Here is a 20,766-nt window from a genome sequence, read left to right as displayed (position 1 = left end):
GCGACCCCACCTACGCCAAAGGCCCACAGAGCGGCGGCGCCCGCCCCTGGGTCGAATGGAAGAACTGCACCCGCACCAAACCCATCCCCACCTAGCCCTACCTAGCCCATCCCCACCTGACCGGCCGTCGCTCCGAGGGGGCTGTCCATGGGGCCGGACCACCGGTACCGGTGTATCCCGGCTACGAGAGGCGGGCGGCCCCCGCCAACGGCCACGCCGGTCAGGGCAGTACGGCGATACCGTCCAGCTCGACCAGCGCCTGTTCGTCCCAGAGCCGTACGACCCCGATGACCGCCATCGCGGGATAGTCACGCCCGGCCAGCCGGCGCCATACCCGGCCGAGTTCGGCGGTGTGGGCGCGGTAGTCGGCGACATCGGTCGCGTACACGGTCACCCGGGCGAGATCCGCCGGCCCGCCACCCGCCGCCGCGAGCGCGGTGAGGAGATTGCCGAGCGCGGTCTCGAACTGGGCGGGCAGCGTCTCCCCCACCACGGCGCCGCTTCCGTCGAGCGCGGTCTGCCCGGCCAGCAGGACCAGCCGCCCGCCGGTGGCCGTGACGGCGTGCGAGAAGCCGGTGGCGGGCGAGAGCCCGTCGGGGTTGAGGCGCTCCAGACTCATCGCTGCCGCCCCCGCCCCAGCTGCTCCTGCTCGTGCTGCTGCTCCTGCTCCTTCTGCTCTTGGCGTGAGGGGCTGTACAACTCCCTGGCGATGATGGTGCGCTGGATCTCGGTGGCGCCCTCGTAGATCCGCGGCGCTCGGACCTCGCGGTAGAGATGCTCCAGCGGATGGCCGCGCTGGAGGGCGCGGGCGCCGTGCAACTGGACGGCGGCGTCGACGACATACTGCGCGGTCTCGGTGGCGAACAGCTTCGCCATGGCCGAGCGCCGCGGCACATCGGGGGCGCCCGTGTCGTACGCGGTGGCCGCCGCGTACACGAGCAGCCGCGCCGCCTCGGTACGGGTGGCCATCTCCGCGATCTGGTGTGCCACCGACTGGAGTTGGCTGAGCGGGCCGCCGAACGCCCGCCGCTCAGCGGTGTGTTCCAGGGCCGCGTCCAGCGCCGCCTGTGCCATACCGACGGCGAAGGCGCCGACGCTGGGGCGGAACAGGTTCAGGGTGCCCATGGCCACCCGGAAGCCGTGGTCCACCTCGCCCAGGACATCGTCGCCGGTCACGGGTACGGCGTCGAAGGCGAGGGCGCCGATGGGGTGCGGGGAGAGCATCTCGATCGGGGTGCCGGTGAGCCCGGGACGGTCGGCGGGGACGAGAAAGGCCGTGACCCCACGGGCTCCGGTCCGGGAGCCCGAGCCGGTCCCGGTCCCGGTGCTGGTGCCGATCCCGGAGCCCGAGCCGGTCCCGGTCCCGGTCCCGGTACGGTTGCCGGCTCCCGTGTCCGTGCGGGCGAAGACGGTGTAGAAGTCGGCGTCGGGGGCGTTCGAGATCCAGCGTTTCTCGCCGGTCAGCAGCCAGCCTTCGCCGTCCGGAACGGCCCGCAGGGCCAGCGCGGCGGCATCGGATCCGGCGCCCGGCTCACTGAGCGCGAAGGCCGCCACGGCGCGGCCCGCGCGCACCTCGGGCAGCCAGCGAGCGCGCTGCCCGCCGGTGCCCGCCAGGACGAGCGGGTACGCGCCGAGGCCCTGGAGCGCGAGCGCGGTCTCGGCCTCCGTACAACCCTGGGCGAGGGATTCGCGCAGCAGACAGAGCTCCAGTGCCCCGGCACCGAACAGCCGCTCCAGCAGGCCGAGTTCCCCGAGGGCGGCGATCAACGGACGGTTGACCGTGCCGGGTTCGCCCTTCTCGGCGATCGGGCGCAGCCGTTCCACGGCGAGGGCGCGCAGCCGTGCGCACCAGTCGTTCTGTTCCGGATCGAGCGAGAATACGGGCATCCGGGCCCCCACTTCCAGCGCGTCTATCGCGGACCGTTGACTGTCGTCATCTTCACGATACGCTCGATGGGCGAGCCCACCACAGCACCTCGATGGACGACCCCACCACCGCAAGGGGGCGCACCATGGAGCTGACACCGTCGGCCCACCGGGACACCTTCGCGCGCGACCAGCTGCCGCCCGCGGACCAGTGGCCCCGGCTCCTTCCCCTTCCGTCCGCGCCGGACTCCCCGTCCCCGCCGGATTCCCCTTCCGTGCCTGACTCCCCCGGCCGTCCCATCTCTCCGGGCTATCCCGACCGGTTGAACTGCGCGGCCGAGCTGCTGGACCGTACGGTCGAACGCTTCGGCGCGGACCGGCCCGCCTTCCGCGGGCCCGGCGGGGAGGTCTGGACGTACGGGGAGTTACGCGGGCGCGTCGACCGGATCGCGCATGTCCTCACCACCGATCTGGGCGTGGTGCCGGGAAACCGGGTGCTGTTGCGCGGGCCGACCACGCCCTGGCTGGCGGCCTGCTGGCTGGCGGTGCTCAAGGCGGGCGCGGTGGCCGTGACGGTGCTGGCCCAGCAGCGGGCGGCGGAGCTGGCCACCATGGGCGAGATGGCACGGATCGGCCACGCCCTGTGTGACATCAGGTCGGTGGACGAGCTGATCGAAGCCAGAATCCCGGGGCTGCGGATCACGACCTATGGCGCGGATTCGGCGGACGATCTGCTGCGGCTGACGGACGACAAGCCGACGCGATACACCGCGGTGGAGACGGCGGCGGACGATGTGGCGCTGATCGCCTTCACGTCGGGGACGACGGGCCGGCCCAAGGGGTGCATGCACTTCCACCGTGACGTTCTCGCCATCGCCGACACCTTCTCGCGACAGGTGCTGCGCCCCGGGCCCGACGACCTCTTCGCGGGCAGCCCGCCACTCGGGTTCACCTTCGGCCTCGGCGGTCTGGTGGTCTTTCCGATGCGGGCCGGGGCCTGCGCGTTACTGCTCGAACAGGCGCGGCCCGCCCAGTTGTTGGCGGCGGTCGCCCGGCACCGGGTGTCGGTCCTGTTCACCGCGCCGACCGCCTATCGCCTGATGCTGGACGAGCTGACCACGCGCCCGTACGACATCTCCTCCCTGCGCCGCTGTGTCTCGGCGGGCGAGAATCTGCCGGCGGCCACCTGGCAGGCATGGCGGGAGCACACCGGGCTGCGGGTCATCAACGGCATCGGGGCGACCGAGCTGCTCCATATCTTTATCTCCGCGGCGGACGACGCGATCAGGCCCGGCACCACCGGAGTCCCCGTGCCGGGGTGGCAGGCGTGCGTCCTGGACGGCTCGGGCGCGCCGGTGCCCGACGGCGAGCCGGGACTGCTGGCCGTACGCGGCCCGGTGGGCTGCCGGTATCTGGCTGATCCACGCCAGCGTGAGTATGTCCGGGGCGGCTGGAATCTGACCGGCGACACCTATGTACGGGAGCCTGACGGCTACTTCCGCTATGTGGCCCGCGCGGACGACATGATTATCTCGGCCGGGTACAACATCGCGGGACCACAGGTCGAGGACACACTGCTGGCCCATCCCGATGTGGTCGAGGCGGCGGTGGTCGGTCTGCCCGACGAACTGCGCGGCCAGATCGTCGCGGCGTATGTCGTGGTGCGCGACGGCGTGGAACGCGGCGAGACAACCGCCGCGGCGCTGCGGGAGTTCGTCAGGGCACGGCTGGTCCCGTACAAGTGCCCGCGCGCGGTCGTCTTCCTGGACGCGCTCCCCCGTACCCCCACCGGCAAACTCCAGCGCTTCCGGCTGCGGGTTCCGGGTCCCGGCCAGGCCACCGACGGAGCCGGGACCCTGCCGGAGAGGCTCTAAAGTGATCACGTGGCCGAGCAGCACACCCCCCGATCCCTGATCGTCACTCTGTACGGCGCGTACGGGCGCACACCGGACGACACCCCACTCGCCGTGGCGGAGTTGATCCGTCTGCTGGGGGTCCTGGAGGTGGACGCGCCCTCCGTACGTTCCTCGGTCTCCCGGCTCAAACGCCGTGGCCTGCTGGTCCCGGAGCGTACGGCCCGGGGCGCGGCCGGATACGCGCTGTCGGCCGAGGCGCGCCAGTTGCTCGACGACGGAGACCGAAGGATCTACGCCGGGCCCCCGCCCGAGCTGTCCGACGGCTGGGTCCTGGCGGTCTTCACCGTCCCCGAGTCCGAGCGCCACAAGCGCCATCTGCTGCGTTCCCGGCTGGGCCGGCTGGGCTTCGGAACCGCGGCGCCCGGGGTCTGGATCGCGCCGGGCCGGCTGTACGAGGAGACCCGGCACACCCTGCGGCGACTGCGGCTCGACTCCTATGTCGATCTGTTCAGCGGGCGCCATCTGGGCTTCGAGGCGACGGCCGACGCCGTGGCCCGCTGGTGGGATCTGGACGCGATCGCCACCCGGCACGAGGAGTTCCTCGACGCGCACGAGCCGGTGCTGCGCGCTTGGGAGGGCCGGGAGTCGCACGCGAACGAACCCGGGGACTCCGGCTCGGCGCAGGACGCGTACCGCGACTATTTGCTGGCCCTGGATTCCTGGCGGCAGCTGCCGTACGCGGATCCCGGTCTGCCCGCCGAGCTGCTTCCGAAGAACTGGCCGGGAGAGCGGTCCGCGGAGGTCTTCACCCGGCTGCACTCCCGGTTGCGGGACAGGGGTCTGGCGTTCGTGGAGCGGCCGGTCACCGAAGAGTGAGGCGCGGCTTCGGGTCGTCGGTGCGGCCGGCCGGGGGTGTGCGGCTGCCCGCGCGGTACGGCGGCGGCCACGGCGCGGCCGGGCCCTCGTATCCCTGGGCCGCGGCGGCGTGCAGTGTCCACTGCGGATCGTAGAGATGGGGGCGGGCGAGCGCGCACAGATCGGTACGGCCCGCGAGCAGCAGGGAGTTGACATCGTCCCAGGACGAGATGACCCCCACGGCGATCACCGGGACGGACAGGGTGTTACGGATCAGATCAGCGAACGGGGTCTGGTACGAGCGGCCGAACTCGGGCCATTCGTCGGCGACGACCTGGCCGGTGGAGACATCGATCGCGTCGGCGCCGTGTGCGACGAAGGCGCGGGCGATCTCCACGGCGTCCTCGGGGGTGGTACCGCCCGGCGCCCAGTCGGTGGCGGAGATCCGGACCGTCATGGGCCGGTCGTCGGGCCAGTCCGCGCGGATGGCGTCGAAGACTTCGAGCGGAAAGCGCAGCCGGGCGGTGAGCGAGCCGCCATAGGCGTCGGTACGCCGGTTGGTCAGCGGGGAGAGGAAGCCGGAGAGCAAGTAGCCGTGGGCGCAGTGCAGTTCCAGCAGATCGAAACCGCAGCGCTGGGCCCGTCGGGCGGCGGCCGTGAACTGTTCCCGGATCGTGTCGAGTTGACGGCGGTCGAGCTGGTGCGGGATGTCGCTGACGCCTGGGCGGTACGGCAGCGGTGAGGCGGCGACGAGCGGCCAGCCGCCCGCGGGCAGCGGCTCGTCCATGCCCTCCCACATCACGCGGGTGGCGCCCTTGCGCCCGGCGTGGCCGAGCTGGACGCCGATGGCCGTCCCCGGTGACCGCGCGTGCACGAAGTCGGTGACCCGGCGCCAGCCGTCGCCCTGCTCCCGGTTGTAGAGACCGGCGCAGCCCGGGGTGATACGCCCCTCCGGGCTGACACACACCATCTCGGTCATGACGAGTCCCGCGCCGCCGAGGGCGCGCGCGCCGAGATGCACGAGATGGAAGTCGCCCGGGACACCGTCCACGGCGGAGTACATGTCCATCGGCGAGACGACGACACGGTTGCGCAGGGTCAGCCCGCGCAGCCGGAGGGGCGTGAACATCGGCGGGGTGCCGGGCGGGCAGCCGAAGTCCCGCTCCACCGTCCGGGTGAAGCCGGGGTCGCGCAGCCGCAGATTGTCATGGGTGACCCGGCGGCTGCGGGTGAGCAGCCCGAACGCGAACTGGTGCGGCGGCTGGTCGGTGTAGGTGGCCAGCTCCTCGAACCAGCGCAGGCTGGCGGCGGCGGCACGCTGGGTGGACTCGACGACCGGGCGGCGCTCGCTCTCGTACGCCGCGAGCGCGTCCGGAAGCTCCGGGTGCTCCTCGATACAGGCGGCGAGCGCGAGGGCGTCCTCGACGGCGAGCTTGGTGCCGGAGCCGATGGAGAAGTGGGCGGTGTGGGCGGCGTCGCCGATCAGGACCGTATTGCCGTGGCTCCAGCGCGCGTTGACGACGGTGCGGAACGCGCTCCAGGACGAGGCGTTGGCGCGCAGCGGTCGTCCGCCGAGCGCGTCGGCGAAGATCTTGGCGCAGCGTTCCGCCGACTGCCGTTCGTCGAGACCGTCGAATCCGGCCGCCCGCCAGACCTCTTCGCGCATCTCGACGATGACCGTGCTCCGCGCGCCCGCGGCCCCGTTCGCGTAGGGGTAGCCGTGGAGCTGCATCACACCGTGTTCGGTCTCGGCTATCTCGAAGCGGAACGCGTCGAGGGCGAAGTCGGCGGCGAGCCAGACATAGCGGCAGCGGTGGGTGGTGATCGTGGGGGCGAAGACCTCGGCATGGGCCTCGCGGGTGAGGCTGTGGACCCCGTCCGCGGCGATCACCAGGTCGTGGGCCGTGGCGAGTTCGGCGGCGGGCGGGGCCTCGGTGCGAAAGCGCAGCCGTACGCCGAGGGACGCGCAGCGCTCGTGCAGGATCTCCAGCAGCCGACGGCGGCCGAGCGCCGCGAAGCCATGGCCGCCGGAGGTGAGCGTATGGCCGCGGTGCACGATGTCGATCGTGTCCCAGCGTACGAACTCGGCCTGGAGCGCCTGGTGGACGAGGGGGTCCGCGTGCTCGATACCGCCGAGTGTCTCGTCGGAGAGCACGACACCGAAGCCGAAGGTGTTGTCGGGCGCGTCGCGTTCCCAGACGGTGATCTCGCGGCCGGGGTCGAGCCGTTTGAGCAGGGCGGCGGCGTAGAGCCCGCCCGGTCCGCCGCCGATGACCGCGACGCGCGGGACGCGGGCCATCAGCGGCCCTGCCACTTCGGGGGCCGCTTCTCGGTGAAGGCGGCGTGGAACTCCCGGTAGTCCGCGCCGGTCATCAGCAACGCCTGGGTGGCGGCGTCCAGTTCCACGGCGGCGGCGAGCGGCATATCGAGCTCGGCGGTGAGCAGGGCCTTGGTCTGCGCGTAGGCGAGGGCCGGGCCTTCCGCGAGCCGGCGGGCCAGCTCGGCGGCGCGCGCGTTGGCTCGGCCTTCGCCGGTGAGTTCGCTGATCAGCCCGATACGTTCGGCCTCGGCGGCGGCCACCGGCTCGCCGAGCATCAGCAGCCGGGTGGCGTGCCCGAGCCCGACCACGCGGGGCAGCAGATAGGCCGCGCCCATGTCGCCCCCGGAGAGGCCGACCCGGGTGAAGAGGAAGGCGAAGCGCGCGGAGGGGTCGGCGATCCGGAAGTCCGCGGCGAGCGCGAGGACGGCGCCGGCGCCCGCGGCGACCCCGTGTACGGCGGCGATCACCGGGAAGGGGCACTCCCGGATCGCCCGGACCACCTGACCGGTCATCCGGTTGAAGTCGAGGAGCCGGGCCGTGTCCAGGGCGAGGGTGGCACCGATGATCTCGTCGACATCGCCGCCCGAGCAGAAACCGCGGCCCTCGCCTGCCAGGACGAGGGCCCGTACGGAGCGTTCCCTGGACAGCTCGGCGAGAAGATCGCGCAGATCGGCGTAGGCGCCGAAGGTGAGCGCGTTGAGCTTCGCGGGGCGGGCGAGGGTGACGGTCGCGACCCCGGTGTCCGGGTCCCGGGCCAGTCGCAGATGGCGCCATTCCTGAGTGCGGGGCGCGGAGCCGGTGAACGGGCTCATGGAGTGCGACCTCCTTCGGCGAACCTCAACGAACCTCGGCGACCGCGACGTCCTCCACGGCCTCGGCGAGCTTCAGCGCCACGAAAAGGTATCACCTAAATCTGACTCCCGTCACGAGTGCGCGATACGCTCGTGACGGGCCCGCGACGCGTTCGCGCCCCTTTCGTAACAATTCCGCGAGATACCACCCGTACGCCGTCAAAGGTCCCGATGGGCAAGGGCCATTGGTCCCGTGTCAGGCGGGCCGGCGCCTCTTGTTAACCCGCTCACGCTCCGTATGGTTGAACGTGATAGCAATTACCCCCGCACCCCCTGCCGTACGTGTGCCTTGATCGGATCGCCCGCCATGCCAGAAGCCGGGGACTCCCCCTGGAGAGTCACGCTGCCCCACACGGTCGAAGCCGTGCCGATGGCGCGCGCCCTCGTCCGTGACGCTCTGGCACATCTGACGGAGCCGACACACAGCGACACGGCGGAGCTGCTCACCGCCGAACTCGTCGCCAACGCCATCCAGCACACCCCGGGGAGCGATCCGATCGAGCTGGTCGTGGAGCTGCTGCCGACCGGCTGCCAGGTCGAGGTGCACGACTGCGACCCGGCTCCGCCGGGCAATCTGTCGCACCCGGGGACGATGCCGGATCCATGGCAGGAGGGCGGCCGGGGCCTGCTGCTGATCAGTACGCTCAGCTCGGCCTGCGGCCACCGCACCACGGATCAGGGCAAGGCGGTCTGGTTCACGCTTCCGGCGTTCTGAATCCAGGCCACTCCGCCGGGCTGCCCGCCGGGCCACTCCGCGGGGCTGCCCGCCGGACCAGTCCGCCGGTCCGCTCCACTCGGCCGCTCTACTGGACCGCGCCGCTCCCGGAACCGGACAGCGTCGCCACCAGCACGGCCTTGATGGTGTGCATCCGGTTCTCGGCCTGGTCGAAGACGACCGAGTGCGTCGACTCGAAGACCTCGTCGGTGACTTCCAGCTCCGTCAGACCGTGCCGCGCATGGATCTCCCGGCCCACCGCCGTGCCGAGATCGTGAAAGGCCGGCAGACAGTGCAGGAACCTCACGTCGGGGTTGCCCGTCGCGCGCAGCACGTCCATCGTCACGGCGTACGGACCGAGCGCCTTGACGCGCTCGTCCCAGACCTCCTTGGCCTCCCCCATCGACACCCAGACATCGGTGGCCACGAAGTCCGCGCCCGCCACGCCCTCGGCGATCTCCTCGGTGAGGGTGAGCCGCGCCCCGCTGCTCGCGGCGGCCTCGCGGGCCAGGGCGAGGATGTCGTCCGCGGGCCAGTAGGCGCGCGGCGCGACGATCCGTACGTCCATGCCGAGCAGGGCGCCGGTGACCAGATACGAGTTGCCCATATTGAAGCGGGCGTCCCCGAGATAGGCGAAGGCGATCTCCGTCAGCGGCTTGTCGGTGTGCTCGGTCATCGTCAGCACATCGGCGAGCATCTGCGTGGGGTGCCAGGCGTCCGTGAGGCCGTTGAAGACCGGGACACCGGCGTACGCGGCCAGTTCCTCGACGGTCTCCTGGGCGTCTCCGCGGAACTCGATACCGTCGAACATCCGCCCGAGCACCCGGGCGGTGTCCTTCGCCGACTCCTTCTTCCCGATGTGCGAGCCAGCCGGATCGATATAGGTGGTGGAGGCGCCCTGGTCCGCCGCGGCCACCTCGAAGGCGCAGCGGGTGCGGGTGGATGCCTTCTCGAAGATCAGGGCGATGTTCCTGCCGCGCAGCCGCTGGACCTCGGCGCCCGCCTTCTTCGCGGCCTTGAGCTCCGCGGCCAGTTCGATCAGACCGCGGAACTCCCCGGCCGTGAAGTCCAGCTCCTTGAGGAAGTGGCGGCCTTCGAGGTGTATGGCCATGATGGCTGCTCCTGGGGCGCGAGTCGCGAAGAGTGGCGAAGATACCGGACACTGGAACTATATACGACGACCTGCATCGCTATACAGCCCATCGCGCCGTTGTGTCTACACCGCGTCACGCTCCACCGGGCAGCTCATACAGCGCGGCCCGCCCCGCCCCCGGCCCAGCTCGCCGCCCGGGATCTCGATCACCTCGATGCCCTGTCTCCGCAAATGTGTGTTGGTGGTGACATTGCGCTCGTAGGCGACGACGACGCCGGGCTCGACGGCGAGCACATTGCAGCCGTCGTCCCACTGCTCGCGCGCCGCCGAGTGCACATCCTGGGTGGCGGTCAGCACCCGGATGTCCGCCAGCCCCAGGGCCGCGGCGATGGCACGGTGCATATGCTCCGGCGGATGGTCGGTGACCTTGAGCTCCCGGCCGTCGCCGCCCGGTTCGATGGTGTACGAGCGGAGCATGCCGAGGCCCGCGTACTGCGTGAAGGTATCGCCATCGACCATCGTCATCACGGTGTCGAGATGCATGAACGCCCGACGCTTGGGCATGTCGAGCGCCACGATCGTGGTGGCGGAGCCCGCCGCGAAGAGCCCGCGCGCCAGCATCTCGACCGCCTGCGGGGTGGTGCGCTCGCTCATCCCGATCAGTACGGCCCCCTTGCCGATGACCAGGACGTCTCCGCCCTCGATGGTGGACGGGTAGTCGTCCTGCCCCTCCGACCAGTGGTGGAAGGCCCCGGCGGCGGGCCCGGTGAACAGGGGGTGGTGTTTGTAGATCGCCTCGAAGTGCACGGTCTCGCGCTGCCGGGCGGGCCAGCGCATCGCGTTGATGCTCACGCCGTCATAGATCCAGGCCGAGGTGTCCCTGGTGAAGAGATGGTTCGGCAGCGGGTCGAGCAGGAAGTCGTCCAGCTCCATCGCGTGGAAGCGTACGGACACCGGCTCCGCGTGCTGCTCCAGGAACTCCCGCTTGGTCATCCCCCCGACCAGCGCCTCCACCAGCCGGTCCGTGGGCAGTTCGTCGAAGATCGCCCGGAGATGGCCGGTGGCGAGCGGGCCGTACTCCTTCTCGTCGAACACCCGGTCCAGAACGAGCCGCCGGGCCGCCGGGAGGTCCAGGGACTCCCTCAGCAGATCGCCGAAGAGATGTACCCGGACCCCCCGGTCGCGCAGGAGCGCGGCGAACGCGTCGTGCTCCTCCTGGGCGCGGCGTACCCAGAGCACGTCGTCGAAGAGCAGTGTGTCCTTGTTACCGGGTGTGAGGCGTTTCAGCTCCAGATCCGGGCGGTGCAGTATGACGCGGCGCAGCCGCCCGGCCTCGGAGTCGACATGGAATCCCATGTCTCCCATCCTCACCGCATGGAGCACGGTTCACCCGGCGAACGACCGAGTCCGCGTGCACGCGGACTCGCCCTCGCCAACGGTGGCGGTGCTCAGCGCGGGTTGCGTGGGTTGCGCGGGCCCTGCGCGACCCCGAAGCGCTGACCGGCGACGAAGGCCGCGCCGCCAACACGGGCTTGACGCTGCCCACATACGCCACGGCAGCGGTCAGCTGACTCGGCGGCGGGCACAGAACCCGGTGGTTCCACGGTGGCTCCGGAGGCTGGGCCCTCAGCGTGCCTCCGCTTCGGTCAGCGCGCTCAGCTCCGAGATCCGTTCCGGCCCGACCCGGCAGCAGCCCCCGACGAGCCGCGCCCCCGCCGCCTGCCAGGACCGCACCCTGGACGGATCGAACGTTTCGTCCCCACGCCAGCTCCGCGTCCCCGCGTCCCAGCCCTCCCCGCTGTTCGGATAGACGACGACCGGCTTGCCGGTCACCGAGGCGGCCAGCTCGACCGCGCCGTCCGTGTCTCCCGGCTCGCAGCAGTTGATCCCGACCGCGATCACCTGGTCGTCGCCCGCCGCCAGGGCGAAGGCATCGGCGAGCGGCTGTCCGGCCCGGGTGCGCTCGCCCTCGATGGAGTACGAGAGCCAGACCGGCACCCCGCAGCCGGCGGCGGCCCGCAGCAGCGCCTCCGCCTCGTCGGTGTCCGGGACGGTCTCCAGCGCGAGCGCGTCGGGACCGGCCGAGGCGAGGGTCTCGATCCTCGGCCGGTGGAACCGGTCGAGCTCCCGCACCGACAGTCCGTACCGGCCCCGGTACTCACTGCCGTCGGCGAGCATCGCGCCGTACGGACCGACCGAGGCCGCCACCCACACCTCGTCCCGCTCCGCCGCGCCCGCCCGGCGCGCCAGCTCCACGCTGCGGACCAGCAGCGCGCTCGCCGTGTCGCGCGACACCCCGCGCCGCGCGAACCCCTCGTATGTCGCCTGATAGCTGGAGGTGATCAACACCCGCGCACCCGCCCGCACATACGCCGCGTGGGCCGCCTCGATCTGCTCGGGGCCCTCGACGAGAAGCCGCGCCGACCAGAGGTCGTCGGAGAGATCGCAGCCCTGCGCGGCGAGCTGGTTGGAGAGACCGCCGTCGAGAACGAGGGTCCCTCCGGCGAGGGCGGCGGCGAGTGTGCGGATGGGTTTCACGGTCGCTCCAGTACGCGGTACGGCAGGGACAGGGACCAGGCCCTGTCCCTGCCCCGGTCACCGAACGAAGCTAGTTCAGCTGGGACTGGACCTGTGAGGACATCAGCTCCAGATGGTCGAGGTCGTCCAGATCCATCACCTGGAGATAGATCCGCGACGAGCCGACCGCGCCGTAGCGCCCGATCTTGTCGACCACCTCGTCGGGCGAGCCCGCGAGTCCGTTCACCTTCAGCTCCGCCACTTCCCGTCCGATGGCGGCGGCCCGGCGGGCCACCTCCGCGTCGTCCTTGCCGACACACACGATCAGCGCGTTCGAGTACACGAGATCGTCCGCCTCGCGCCCCACGGCCTCGGCTGCCGCCCGCACCCGGGCGAACTGTGCCTCGGTGTCCTCGATGGAGGCGAAGGGAAGATTGAACTCGTCCGCGTACCGCGCGGTCAGTCGTGGTGTGCGCTTCGCGCCATGGCCGCCGATCAGGATCGGCACCTTGCTCTGCGCGGGCTTGGGCAGCGCGGGTGAGTCGGTCAGCTGGTAGTACGTGCCGTCGTAGGAGAAGGTCCGGCCGGTCTCCGTGGCCCAGAGGCCGGTCACGATCGCCAGCTGCTCCTCCAGCCGGGCGAACTTCTCCTTGGGGAACGGAATCCCGTACGCCTTGTGCTCCTCCTCGAACCAGCCCGCGCCCAGGCCCAGTTCGATCCGGCCGCCGGACATCTGGTCCACCTGGGCGACCTGGATGGCCAGCACACCCGGCAGCCGGAACGTACCGGCCGTCATCAGCGTGCCGAGGCGGATCCGCTTGGTCTCCCTGGCCAGCCCGGCCAGGGTGATCCAGGCGTCCGTCGGCCCGGGGAGCCCGTCGGCGGACCCCATCCTCAGATAGTGATCGGAACGGAAAAACGCGTCGAAGCCCAGGTCCTCACTGGCCTTGGCCACGGTCAGCAGTGTCTCGTAGCTCGCCCCTTGCTGGGGCTCGGTGAAGATTCGAAGATCCATGTCCTCCATCCTGCACCTTCGGGCAGGGCTCCCCCTTGACCTCCCTGCCGTTCCTGCTCTCCCGCTCCCTCTGCCGCTGCCATTCCAGCCCGAGCTGCCGCTCCTCGCGCTGACGCGCCCACTCCCGCTCCCGCTCGCGGTCCCGCGCCACGAGCCGGCGCAGCATCACGCCCACCCGGTCATTGGACTCGTCGGCCGCGTCGATCGCGTCGATGCACTGCCAGTACAGCCCTTCCTCGTCCGTGGCGCACGCCACCGCCACCAGTGCGATCCCGACCTCGCCCAGCAACGCGCCGAGCCCGGTCAGGGCCGCCCGGATGTCGGCCACCCCGGAGAGCTGTCCGGCCCGTATCCGGCCGATGCGCGGCCCCGGACGGTCCGATAACCCCGCCCATCCTTCGGGCGGTCCGTCCGGCGGTCCGCAGTCCTGCCCGCCCCCCTCGGCCAGCTCCCGCGCCTCGCTCCTCAGCTCCTTCGGTCCGCTCAATGCCAACTGGACGCCGATCGCCCGGGCCAGGCCCTGCGCCTGCCAGGCCTCCGCGATGACATCCCACTCGTCCGTGCTCCCGGCCAGGGCATGCCGGCTCACTCCGATGAGCCGTTCCGCATCCATCCGCAGCCCCCGTTCGTACGACAATCCTGCCCACGCACTCCACTACCCAGAGTGAGGTATTGGCGGCAGAAAGGCCAGAGCAATGCGGAAATCTCTGGACAGCAGGCTCGTTGTGCATAACTCGACAACTCCATAGAGTGACGATCAGGGAGAATCGCGGCCAACCGCCGGTCGCTTGGGCGGGTAGCGGACCTCATTCCGGTCCATCTTGGCGGCGAGCGCCACGAGCGGATCGATCCCCAGCACCTCGCAGAACTGGAGCAAGTAGGCGAGCACATCGGCGACCTCGTCCGAGACCCGGTGGGCGGAGTCCGGGTCCTCCATCACCCGCGCCGACTGCTCGGGCGTCAACCACTGGAAGATCTCCAGCAGTTCCGACGCCTCGACGCTCAGCGCCGCCACCAGATTCTTGGGGGTGTGGTACTGCTCCCAGTCGCGCGCCGCCGCGAACCGGGCCAGTCTGCGCTGCATTTCCGCTACATCGAGTTCCGTCACGAATCCAGGTCTACCACCGTCACCCCGGCGGCCCCCCGCGCGCAGGAGGCGTCGCCGACCGCCCCGACCAGGGTGATGCGCCCCTCCGCGCAGACCGCCGACGCCAACGAGAGCAGTTCGCCCGCCTGCCGCCGGTCCAGGCTCCGGTCGAATCCGTCCGCGAGGACGGTGAGCGACCGCAGCGCCGGGGGCACCTCGTGGGTCTGGTCACCGGCCAGTACGCCGGGACCGGTGAGCAGCACGAGCGCGAGCGCCAGATATCTCAGCTCGCCCTCGCCGAGCCGGCCCACGGGGGTGGCCGCCCTGGTGCCCGAGGCGTCCCGGGCGAGCAGCGCGCGTACCGTGCCGTCGGCGAGCCGCTCGACGGTGAGTTCCGTCACCGGTCCCGCGCAGCCGGCCCGCGCCGCCGCGGCCAGCCGGGCCCGCCGGCGGGCGCAGCCGTCGCGCGAGCGGTCCAGCGTCCGGTCGAGCACCGCCGCCAGATTCTCGCAGCCCCGGCGCAGCCGCCCCTGTCCCGCCGTCACCGGATGCCGCATGAGCTGGGGCTGCGGGTCGCAGACGAAGACGGACCGCAGGGCCAGTACGGTCTGTTCGGCCGCGGCGAGCACCAGCGACTCGCCCTCCGTACGGCCCCCCACCCGCAGCGGGAGCAACGCCGTACCCAGCCGGTCGTCGGGCAGCGGGGCCCGGGTCACCGGTACGGCGCCGGCCGTGTGCCAGGCCGCCTGGACCGTGGGCCGCCCCGGGTCGCGCAGCGCCGTGGTGAGCAGGGTCTGCCCGCGGCCGGTCAGCCGTTCGCCGACGATACGGAGTTCGGGCTCGGCCTGGACGGCGAGGTCGAGCCGTACGGGACCGACCGGGCCGTCGACGGTGCAGCCGATCCGGAAGCCGCGGCGCCCCTGGGCGTCGGGCGCGGCCCGTTCCGGAACGCAGGCCACCGGGTCCGGGAAGACATCGGCGAGGGGCGCTCCCGCGCCGAGTCTGGCGAGCGACTCGTAGGCCCGCAGCGCCGTGGACTTCCCGCTGCCGCTCGCTCCGGCGAACAGCGTCATGGGGCTCAGGGGAAAAGCCGCTCCGCGGTGCGAGGTGAAGGCGGAGAGCCTCAGTTCGGTGATGGTGGGACGCGCGCGGGTTGCTTCCATGGCCGGACCGTATGCGGGCCGAAAGCTGCCGAACCGTTACGCCTTGGCCACCTTCCTACGATCGGGGGACGGAGTCGGCCGCGATCCCCTCGACCTCCGTGCCGATCGGGGCGAGCAGGAAGACGTTCTTGTCGACCCGGTGCATCCCGCTGCCGAGCCCGAAGACGACCCCGCTGCTGAAGTCCAGGATGCGTTTGGCCACATCGGGCTCCGCGCCGGTGAGATCCAGCAGTACCGGAATCCGCGCGATCAGATGGTCGGCGACCTCCCGCGCGTCCGCGAACACCTGCACCCGCAGGACGATGAAGCGCCGGTTCTCCGCCTTGAAGTCCTGAGGGACGGTGCGGTGATCGACCCGCGAGGGCCACTCGTTGCGACCGCGCAGCGGCACGACCTGGGCCAGGCCCTCCCACTGCTCGTCGGTGGCGTCGTATCCGTCGTACCTGCCGTAGCGGCTCATCGGACCACCCCGCCCGTGCGCTGTGTCTGCATCCGGCCATCCTCCCGCGCCTCACTCGTTCGGCCCAACAGCGACACGGCCCGGCAGAGGACCGGCTTCGTCGGCCCTGACCGGAAACCGCCGCCGAACCGCCGGACCGCCAACGACCGAAGCGCCCAAGCGCCGCCGGGACCCCGCCCCCCGAGACGGGCGAGTCCGTCTCGCCGGGGTCCCATCCTCACACCGCGCGCCCATGGCCTCAACGGGGCGTCACGGACTCCCTCTTCACCTCCAGGCCCGCCGGCGCCTCGATGTGCGCCGTACCGTCGGCGGCCACGGAGATGTCCAGGCGCCCGCCCGCGACATCGAACCCCTCCACCTTCAGCGGCCGGTACGCCTCGGCGAACGCGGGCGCGACGGTCAGGGTGCCGCCCGGAACGTCGGCCGAGAGCCCCAGCGCGGACTGGAGGACCAGGACGGACGAGGCGGCCGCCCATGCCTGCGGCCGGCAGGACGCCGGGTAGGGCGAGGGAACCGGGTCGGTCGCCGAACCATGGCCGGCGAACAGCTCAGGCAGCCGGGCGTCGAAGCCCGCGGAGGCGGTCAGCAGCCCAGCGGCGAGCCCCGCCGCGGCGTCCGGGAACCCGGCCCTGGTCAGCCCGTGCACCGCGATCGCGGTGTCGTGCGGCCAGATGGAACCGATGTGGTAGCCGTACGGGTTGTAGCCCACGGAATCGCTGCTCAGGGTGCGCAGCCCATGGCCCGAGTCGAGGTCGGGCGCGCTGAGCCGGGCGGCCAGCAGCGCGCTCTCCTCGTGGTTGAGCAGGCCCGTGCCCAGCAGATGGCCGAAGCCCGAGGTGACCGAGTCCACCGGCCGCTTGTCCCGGTCGAGGGCGACGGCCGGGTAGGCGCCGCGCTCGTCCTCCACCCAGAAGTGGCTGCGGAACCGGTCGGAGAGCCGCTCCGCCCACTCCTCCCACTCGTCGGCGCCCGGCCGGCCGAAGGCGCGCAGCAGCGCGGCGCCGCCCTGGGCGGCCTCGTACGCGTACGCCTGGACCTCGCACAGCGCGATCGGAGAGGTGGCGAGGCGTCCGTCACGGTGCCGGATGGAGTCGCCGGAGTCCTTCCAGCCCTGGTTGGCGAGTCCGCGTCCGGTGTGGTCGATGTACTTCAGGAAGCCGTCGCCGCCGGCGTCGCCGTGGTCACGCATCCAGGCGAGGGCCGCCTCGGCGTGCGGCAGCAGCCGCTCGACCTGGTCGGGGGCGAGACCCCAGCGCCAGGAGTCGTGCAGCAGCGTGATCCAGAGCGGGGTGGCGTCGACCGTGCCGTAGTAGGACGGCGGCAGCGAGAAGTTGTCGTGGAAGTCCTGGGTCCCACGGCGCACTTCGTGCAGGATCTTGCCGGGCTGCTCCTCGGTGTCCTGGTCGGACCTGACGCCCTGGCGGCGCGCGAGCGTACGCAGCGTACCGGCGGCGAGCTCGGTGCCCAGCGGCAGCAGCATCCGGGCCGCCCACAGGGAGTCGCGGCCGAAGAGCGTGAGGAACCAGGGTGCTCCGGCGGCCAGGAACTGGTCGGCGGGCTCCTCGGAGTCGGTCAGCCGCAGCCGGTCGAGGTCGGCGGCCGACTGGCTGATCCAGTGGTCGAAACGCCGGTCGGCGCTGCGCAGCACCGGGGTGCGCCAGGGCACGCTGTCCGCCGCCGGGGCGGGGAACTGGTCGCCGTCCTCGTGCGCCGCGTCACCGTGCAGTACGGCGGTCCAGACCTCTCCGGGCGCCAGCTCGATCTCGTACTCCAGCCGCCCGGACGCCGGGTCGACGGCGGTGGGCACCGGGGTGGAGGAGAGGCGTACGGCGAACCCCTCCTTGGACCAGCCGAGTCCGTCGGGGGTGGCGGTCGCGGGGACCGGGCTCTGCGTGTGCCCGGTCTTGACGCGCTCCATCTCCGCGAGATCGGTGGCGGCGGTGACGATCAGCCGGACGCGGACATGCCGCACTCCCGCGTTGGAGACCTCCAGGGTCTCCGCCAGCCGGCCGGGCGTGACGCGCCGCTTGCGGTACAGGGTGACCGCCGGGTCCGCGGTCGACTCGCCGAGGCCGCGCAGCACTCCGCGGAAGGCCGCCCGGTCCGCACCGTCAATGCCTCCGCGTACCGGCGCGATCGCGACCCCGTCGGCCTCGACCGTCAGCCGGGCCAGCGCTCTGCTGTCGGCGTGGTAGAAGCCGTCGGCGCCGCCGCCGATCTGTCCGTCCGCGTGGGATATCGCGAAGCTCGGCGCGTACAGGGTCACGCAGGCGTCGTGCAGGAACGGCTGGAGGCCCTCGGCCGAGGGGACCTCGGCTGCGACGGAGTTCATAGTGTCGTGGGTCTTGACAGTAGTGGACAACAGAGCAGAACCTCTCAGTCATTGGAGCGTTCCAAGAACCCTAACGACGAGTTCAGCTCGTTGACAATGGCATTGGAACGCTCCAAATGAACTCGTCGATTCGCACAAACCGTCCCGGAGACAGTCATGCCCCGCTCCGCCAACGCGCCCTCGCCCAAGGCCGGTTCAGTGACCCTGGCCATGGTCGCGCGGCGCGCCGGCGTCTCTCCACAGACGGTGTCAAATGCCCTTAATTCGCCCGAACTGTTGCGCTCCGAGACGCTGGAGCGGGTCCAGCGCACCATCGACGAGATGGGGTACCGCCCGCATCGGGCGGCGCAGACGCTGCGTACCCGCTCCAGCAAGCTGATCGGCTATGGCATACGTCCGAGTGCGCCCGGTATGTCGGCACCGGTCATGGACCGCTTCCTGCACGCGCTGTCCCAGGCGGCCGACGAGGCCGGCTACCGGATCCTGCTGTTCGCCTCGCCGCCCGGCAACGCCAGTCTGGACGGGCACGAGGAGCTCATCGATCTGCACAGCGTCGACGGGTTCGTGCTCAGCGGCACCGACCGCGGTGACCCGCGCCAGGCGTGGCTGGCCAAGCGCGGCATACCGTTCGTGGGCTTCGGCCGGATGTGGTCGGGCCGGCAGATAGGCGACTGGGCGGATGTCGACGGCGCCTCGGGCACCGACGCCGCGGTCGAGCATCTGGTGGCACTCGGGCATCGCAGAATCGGGTTTCTCGGCTGGCCGCGCGGCTCGGGTGTCGGCGACGACCGGGCCGAGGGCTGGCAGCGCGCCATGCGCCGGCACGGTCTGCCGGTACGCGGCCGGCGCGCGCAGAGCGTCGACGACACCACCTCGGCGCGGGCCGCCGTGGCACCGCTGCTCGACACGGGCGCGACAGCCGTGATCGCCGCCAGCGACATGCTCGCGATGGGCTGCTACCAGGCGCTGCGCGAGCGGCAGGCCGCGCCGGGCAGGGACGTCGCCGTCATCGGCTTCGACGACTCCCCCACCGCGGCCCTGCTCTCCCCCGGTCTGTCCACCGTCGCCCAGCCGCTGGAGGCTGTCGGCCGCGAGTGCCTGCGTCTCCTGATCGCCCGGATGTCGGAGCCCGGTGCCCCGCCCGAGCGTGTCCTGCTCGAACCATCCCTTGTCGTCCGCGACAGCACACCCGCTCCGGGAAGCTGACCGCGCCCACCAGCGCCCCGGGGGCGAAGAACGCCCCCGGGCCACCGATTCACCTCACGTCTCTCCCGGGCCGCTGAGCCGCTCGTTTCATCTCTATCTGGAGGAATTCATGGTCACCCGCACGGCCGCCGCCGCCGCACTTGTCACCTGCGCGGCGCTCCTGGCCGCCACCGGCTGCTCGTCCAACTTCGACAGTGGCAAGGACCAGGCACAGGACAAGGCGGAGAAGCAGAAGCTGACCGTCCTGATCGCCACCTCGGGTGACGCCGAGACCCAGGCGGTGAAGGCCGCCGCCGCCTCGTACGCGAAGAAGTCCGGCAACACCGTGACCGTCGAGGTCGCCAAGGACATGAACCAGCAGCTGGCGCAGTCCTTCGCCGGGCACAAGCCGCCGGACGTCTTCTACGTCAACTCCGACCAGTTCGCGAACTACGCCAAGGGCGGCTCGCTCTACGCGTACGGCGACCAGATATCCGACGCCTCGGACTTCTCCGAGCAGCTGCTCTCGTCCTTCTCGTACGACGGGAAGCAGGTCTGCCTGCCCAAGGACACCTCCACCCTCGGGCTCGCCATCAACTCCGACCTGTGGAAGAAGGCCGGGCTGACGGAGAAGGACTACCCGAAGAGCTGGCAGGACCTCCAGAGCGTCGCGGACAAGCTCACCACCAATGGGGTCACCGGCCTGGTGACCAGCGACGAGTACCAGCGTCTCGGCGTCTTCATGAAGCAGGCGGGCGGCTGGCTCACCGACGCGGACCAGAAGAAGATGACCGCCGACACCCCGGAGAACGCCGAGGGTCTCGCCTTCGTCCAGTCGATGCTGAAGTCGGGCTCGATGAAGTTCGCCAAGCAGGTGGACACCAGCTGGGGCGGCGAGGCGCTCGGCAAGGGCAAGGCCGCGATGACCATCGAGGGCAACTGGCTCGACGGCGGCATGAAGCTCGACTATCCGGACGTCAAGTACGCCATCGCCCCGCTGCCGGCGGGTCCGAAGGGTGAGGGCACCCTCGCCTTCAGCACCTGCTGGGGCGTCGCCGCCGACAGCACCCACCAGGCCGCGAGCGTCGACCTCGTCAAGCACCTGGCCTCCGCCGAGCAGCAGATCGCCTTCGCCGACGCGTTCGGTGTGATGCCGTCGCGGACGAGCGCGCTCAAGACGTACGCCGAGAAGACGCCGCACGCCAAGGCATGGGTGGACGGCAGCGCGTACGCGCAGGGCCCGGTCACCATCGCCGGCTTCGACAAGGTGGCCAGCCAGTTCAACACCGACCTCCAGTCGCTGCGTACGGCCGACCCGAAGAAGATCCTCGCCGACCTCCAGCGCAACGGCGAACAGGCGATCGCGAAGGGCAACTGAGCACCATGCCCCTCCGTACTGTGCGCGAACACCGCGCACACCGATCGACCGGCACACCGGGCGAACCTGACAC

Annotated in this window: 17 protein-coding genes and 1 pseudogene; 5 read left to right on the top strand and 13 right to left on the bottom strand. The window is 71.3% G+C overall.

Translation table 11 applies throughout. From position 1 onward, the window contains the following. Nucleotides 1-220: 220 nt before the first annotated feature. Together AB0M67_RS35075 and AB0M67_RS35070 are read right to left on the bottom strand one after the other, a co-directional pair. Nucleotides 221-619, bottom strand: a complete 399-nt coding sequence (locus AB0M67_RS35075; protein WP_365751621.1) for a RidA family protein — start codon at nt 617-619, stop codon at nt 221-223. Continuing rightward, the gene (locus tag AB0M67_RS35070) at nt 616-1,887 is read right to left on the bottom strand and encodes an acyl-CoA dehydrogenase family protein (RefSeq protein ID WP_365751620.1); all 1,272 of its coding nucleotides are present in this window, start codon (nt 1,885-1,887) and stop codon (nt 616-618) included. Before AB0M67_RS35070 ends, AB0M67_RS35075 begins: the two co-directional genes overlap by 4 nt. A gap of 125 nt (nt 1,888-2,012) precedes the next feature. On the opposite strand from AB0M67_RS35070, the gene AB0M67_RS35065 reads away from it, so the two are divergent. Both AB0M67_RS35065 and AB0M67_RS35060 read left to right on the top strand, forming a co-directional pair. Then, entirely contained in the window at nt 2,013-3,740 is a 1,728-nt protein-coding gene (locus AB0M67_RS35065) for an AMP-binding protein (protein WP_365751618.1), read from the top strand. Between the two features lie 9 nt (nt 3,741-3,749). Then, nucleotides 3,750-4,598: a PaaX family transcriptional regulator C-terminal domain-containing protein gene (locus AB0M67_RS35060; RefSeq protein ID WP_365751617.1), complete on the top strand. Its 849-nt coding sequence runs from the start codon at nt 3,750-3,752 to the stop codon at nt 4,596-4,598. On the opposite strand, the gene AB0M67_RS35055 is transcribed toward AB0M67_RS35060, so the two are convergent. Together AB0M67_RS35055 and AB0M67_RS35050 are read right to left on the bottom strand one after the other, a co-directional pair. Beyond that, nucleotides 4,585-6,876: a bifunctional salicylyl-CoA 5-hydroxylase/oxidoreductase gene (locus tag AB0M67_RS35055; RefSeq protein ID WP_365751627.1), complete on the bottom strand. Its 2,292-nt coding sequence runs from the start codon at nt 6,874-6,876 to the stop codon at nt 4,585-4,587. The two genes, AB0M67_RS35060 and AB0M67_RS35055, sit on opposite strands and share 14 nt — an antisense overlap. After that, the gene (locus tag AB0M67_RS35050) at nt 6,876-7,709 is read right to left on the bottom strand and encodes an enoyl-CoA hydratase family protein (protein WP_365751616.1); all 834 of its coding nucleotides are present in this window, start codon (nt 7,707-7,709) and stop codon (nt 6,876-6,878) included. The genes AB0M67_RS35055 and AB0M67_RS35050 overlap by 1 nt, the downstream gene beginning before the upstream one ends. A gap of 346 nt (nt 7,710-8,055) precedes the next feature. Between AB0M67_RS35050 and AB0M67_RS35045 the strand changes: the two genes are divergently transcribed. After that, complete coding sequence (locus AB0M67_RS35045) at nt 8,056-8,463, top strand: ATP-binding protein (protein ID WP_365751615.1); 408 nt, start codon at nt 8,056-8,058, stop codon at nt 8,461-8,463. Between the two features lie 88 nt (nt 8,464-8,551). Here the strand turns inward: AB0M67_RS35045 and argF are convergent, their stop codons facing one another. The 9 genes and pseudogenes from argF to AB0M67_RS35000 all read right to left on the bottom strand — a co-directional run bounded on the left by argF (nt 8,552) and on the right by AB0M67_RS35000 (nt 18,130). Continuing rightward, the gene (argF, locus tag AB0M67_RS35040; protein WP_365751614.1) at nt 8,552-9,574 is read right to left on the bottom strand and encodes an ornithine carbamoyltransferase; all 1,023 of its coding nucleotides are present in this window, start codon (nt 9,572-9,574) and stop codon (nt 8,552-8,554) included. 105 nt (nt 9,575-9,679) lie between these two features. Next, the gene (locus AB0M67_RS35035; protein WP_365751613.1) at nt 9,680-10,912 is read right to left on the bottom strand and encodes an arginine deiminase; all 1,233 of its coding nucleotides are present in this window, start codon (nt 10,910-10,912) and stop codon (nt 9,680-9,682) included. 270 nt (nt 10,913-11,182) lie between these two features. Continuing rightward, on the bottom strand, nt 11,183-12,094 hold the full coding sequence (mmuM, locus tag AB0M67_RS35030) for a homocysteine S-methyltransferase (RefSeq protein WP_365751612.1): 912 nt from the start codon (nt 12,092-12,094) through the stop codon (nt 11,183-11,185). Nucleotides 12,095-12,164: 70 nt separating this feature from the next. After that, complete coding sequence (locus tag AB0M67_RS35025) at nt 12,165-13,088, bottom strand: LLM class F420-dependent oxidoreductase (RefSeq protein WP_365751611.1); 924 nt, start codon at nt 13,086-13,088, stop codon at nt 12,165-12,167. 127 nt (nt 13,089-13,215) lie between these two features. After that, nucleotides 13,216-13,701, bottom strand: a pseudogene (locus AB0M67_RS35020) (DUF6099 family protein); the annotation flags it as partial. Nucleotides 13,702-13,845: 144 nt separating this feature from the next. After that, entirely contained in the window at nt 13,846-14,196 is a 351-nt protein-coding gene (locus tag AB0M67_RS35015; RefSeq protein WP_365751610.1) for a nucleotide pyrophosphohydrolase, read from the bottom strand. Then, nucleotides 14,193-15,338: an ATP-binding protein gene (locus AB0M67_RS35010; protein WP_365751609.1), complete on the bottom strand. Its 1,146-nt coding sequence runs from the start codon at nt 15,336-15,338 to the stop codon at nt 14,193-14,195. The genes AB0M67_RS35015 and AB0M67_RS35010 overlap by 4 nt, the downstream gene beginning before the upstream one ends. 55 nt (nt 15,339-15,393) lie before the next feature. Further along, a complete protein-coding gene (locus tag AB0M67_RS35005) occupies nt 15,394-15,798 on the bottom strand; it encodes a cell division protein SepF (RefSeq protein ID WP_365751608.1) in 405 nt (134 codons plus the stop codon). A gap of 238 nt (nt 15,799-16,036) precedes the next feature. Continuing rightward, entirely contained in the window at nt 16,037-18,130 is a 2,094-nt protein-coding gene (locus AB0M67_RS35000; protein WP_365751607.1) for a glycogen debranching N-terminal domain-containing protein, read from the bottom strand. A 156-nt stretch (nt 18,131-18,286) separates the two neighbouring features. On the opposite strand from AB0M67_RS35000, the gene AB0M67_RS34995 reads away from it, so the two are divergent. Together AB0M67_RS34995 and AB0M67_RS34990 are read left to right on the top strand one after the other, a co-directional pair. Next, nucleotides 18,287-19,336 (top strand): LacI family DNA-binding transcriptional regulator, encoded by a 1,050-nt coding sequence (locus tag AB0M67_RS34995; protein ID WP_365751606.1) that lies wholly within the window; start codon nt 18,287-18,289, stop codon nt 19,334-19,336. Nucleotides 19,337-19,445: 109 nt separating this feature from the next. After that, on the top strand, nt 19,446-20,693 hold the full coding sequence (locus tag AB0M67_RS34990) for an extracellular solute-binding protein (RefSeq protein ID WP_365751605.1): 1,248 nt from the start codon (nt 19,446-19,448) through the stop codon (nt 20,691-20,693). Nucleotides 20,694-20,766 lie beyond the last annotated feature (73 nt).

Origin of the sequence: Streptomyces sp. NPDC051662, assembly GCF_040681655.1 — a bacterium.
Lineage (GTDB): Bacteria > Actinomycetota > Actinomycetes > Streptomycetales > Streptomycetaceae > Streptomyces.
The sequence above is the reverse complement of the archived record's forward strand: the minus strand, read 5'-3'. Positions and strand labels throughout refer to the sequence as shown.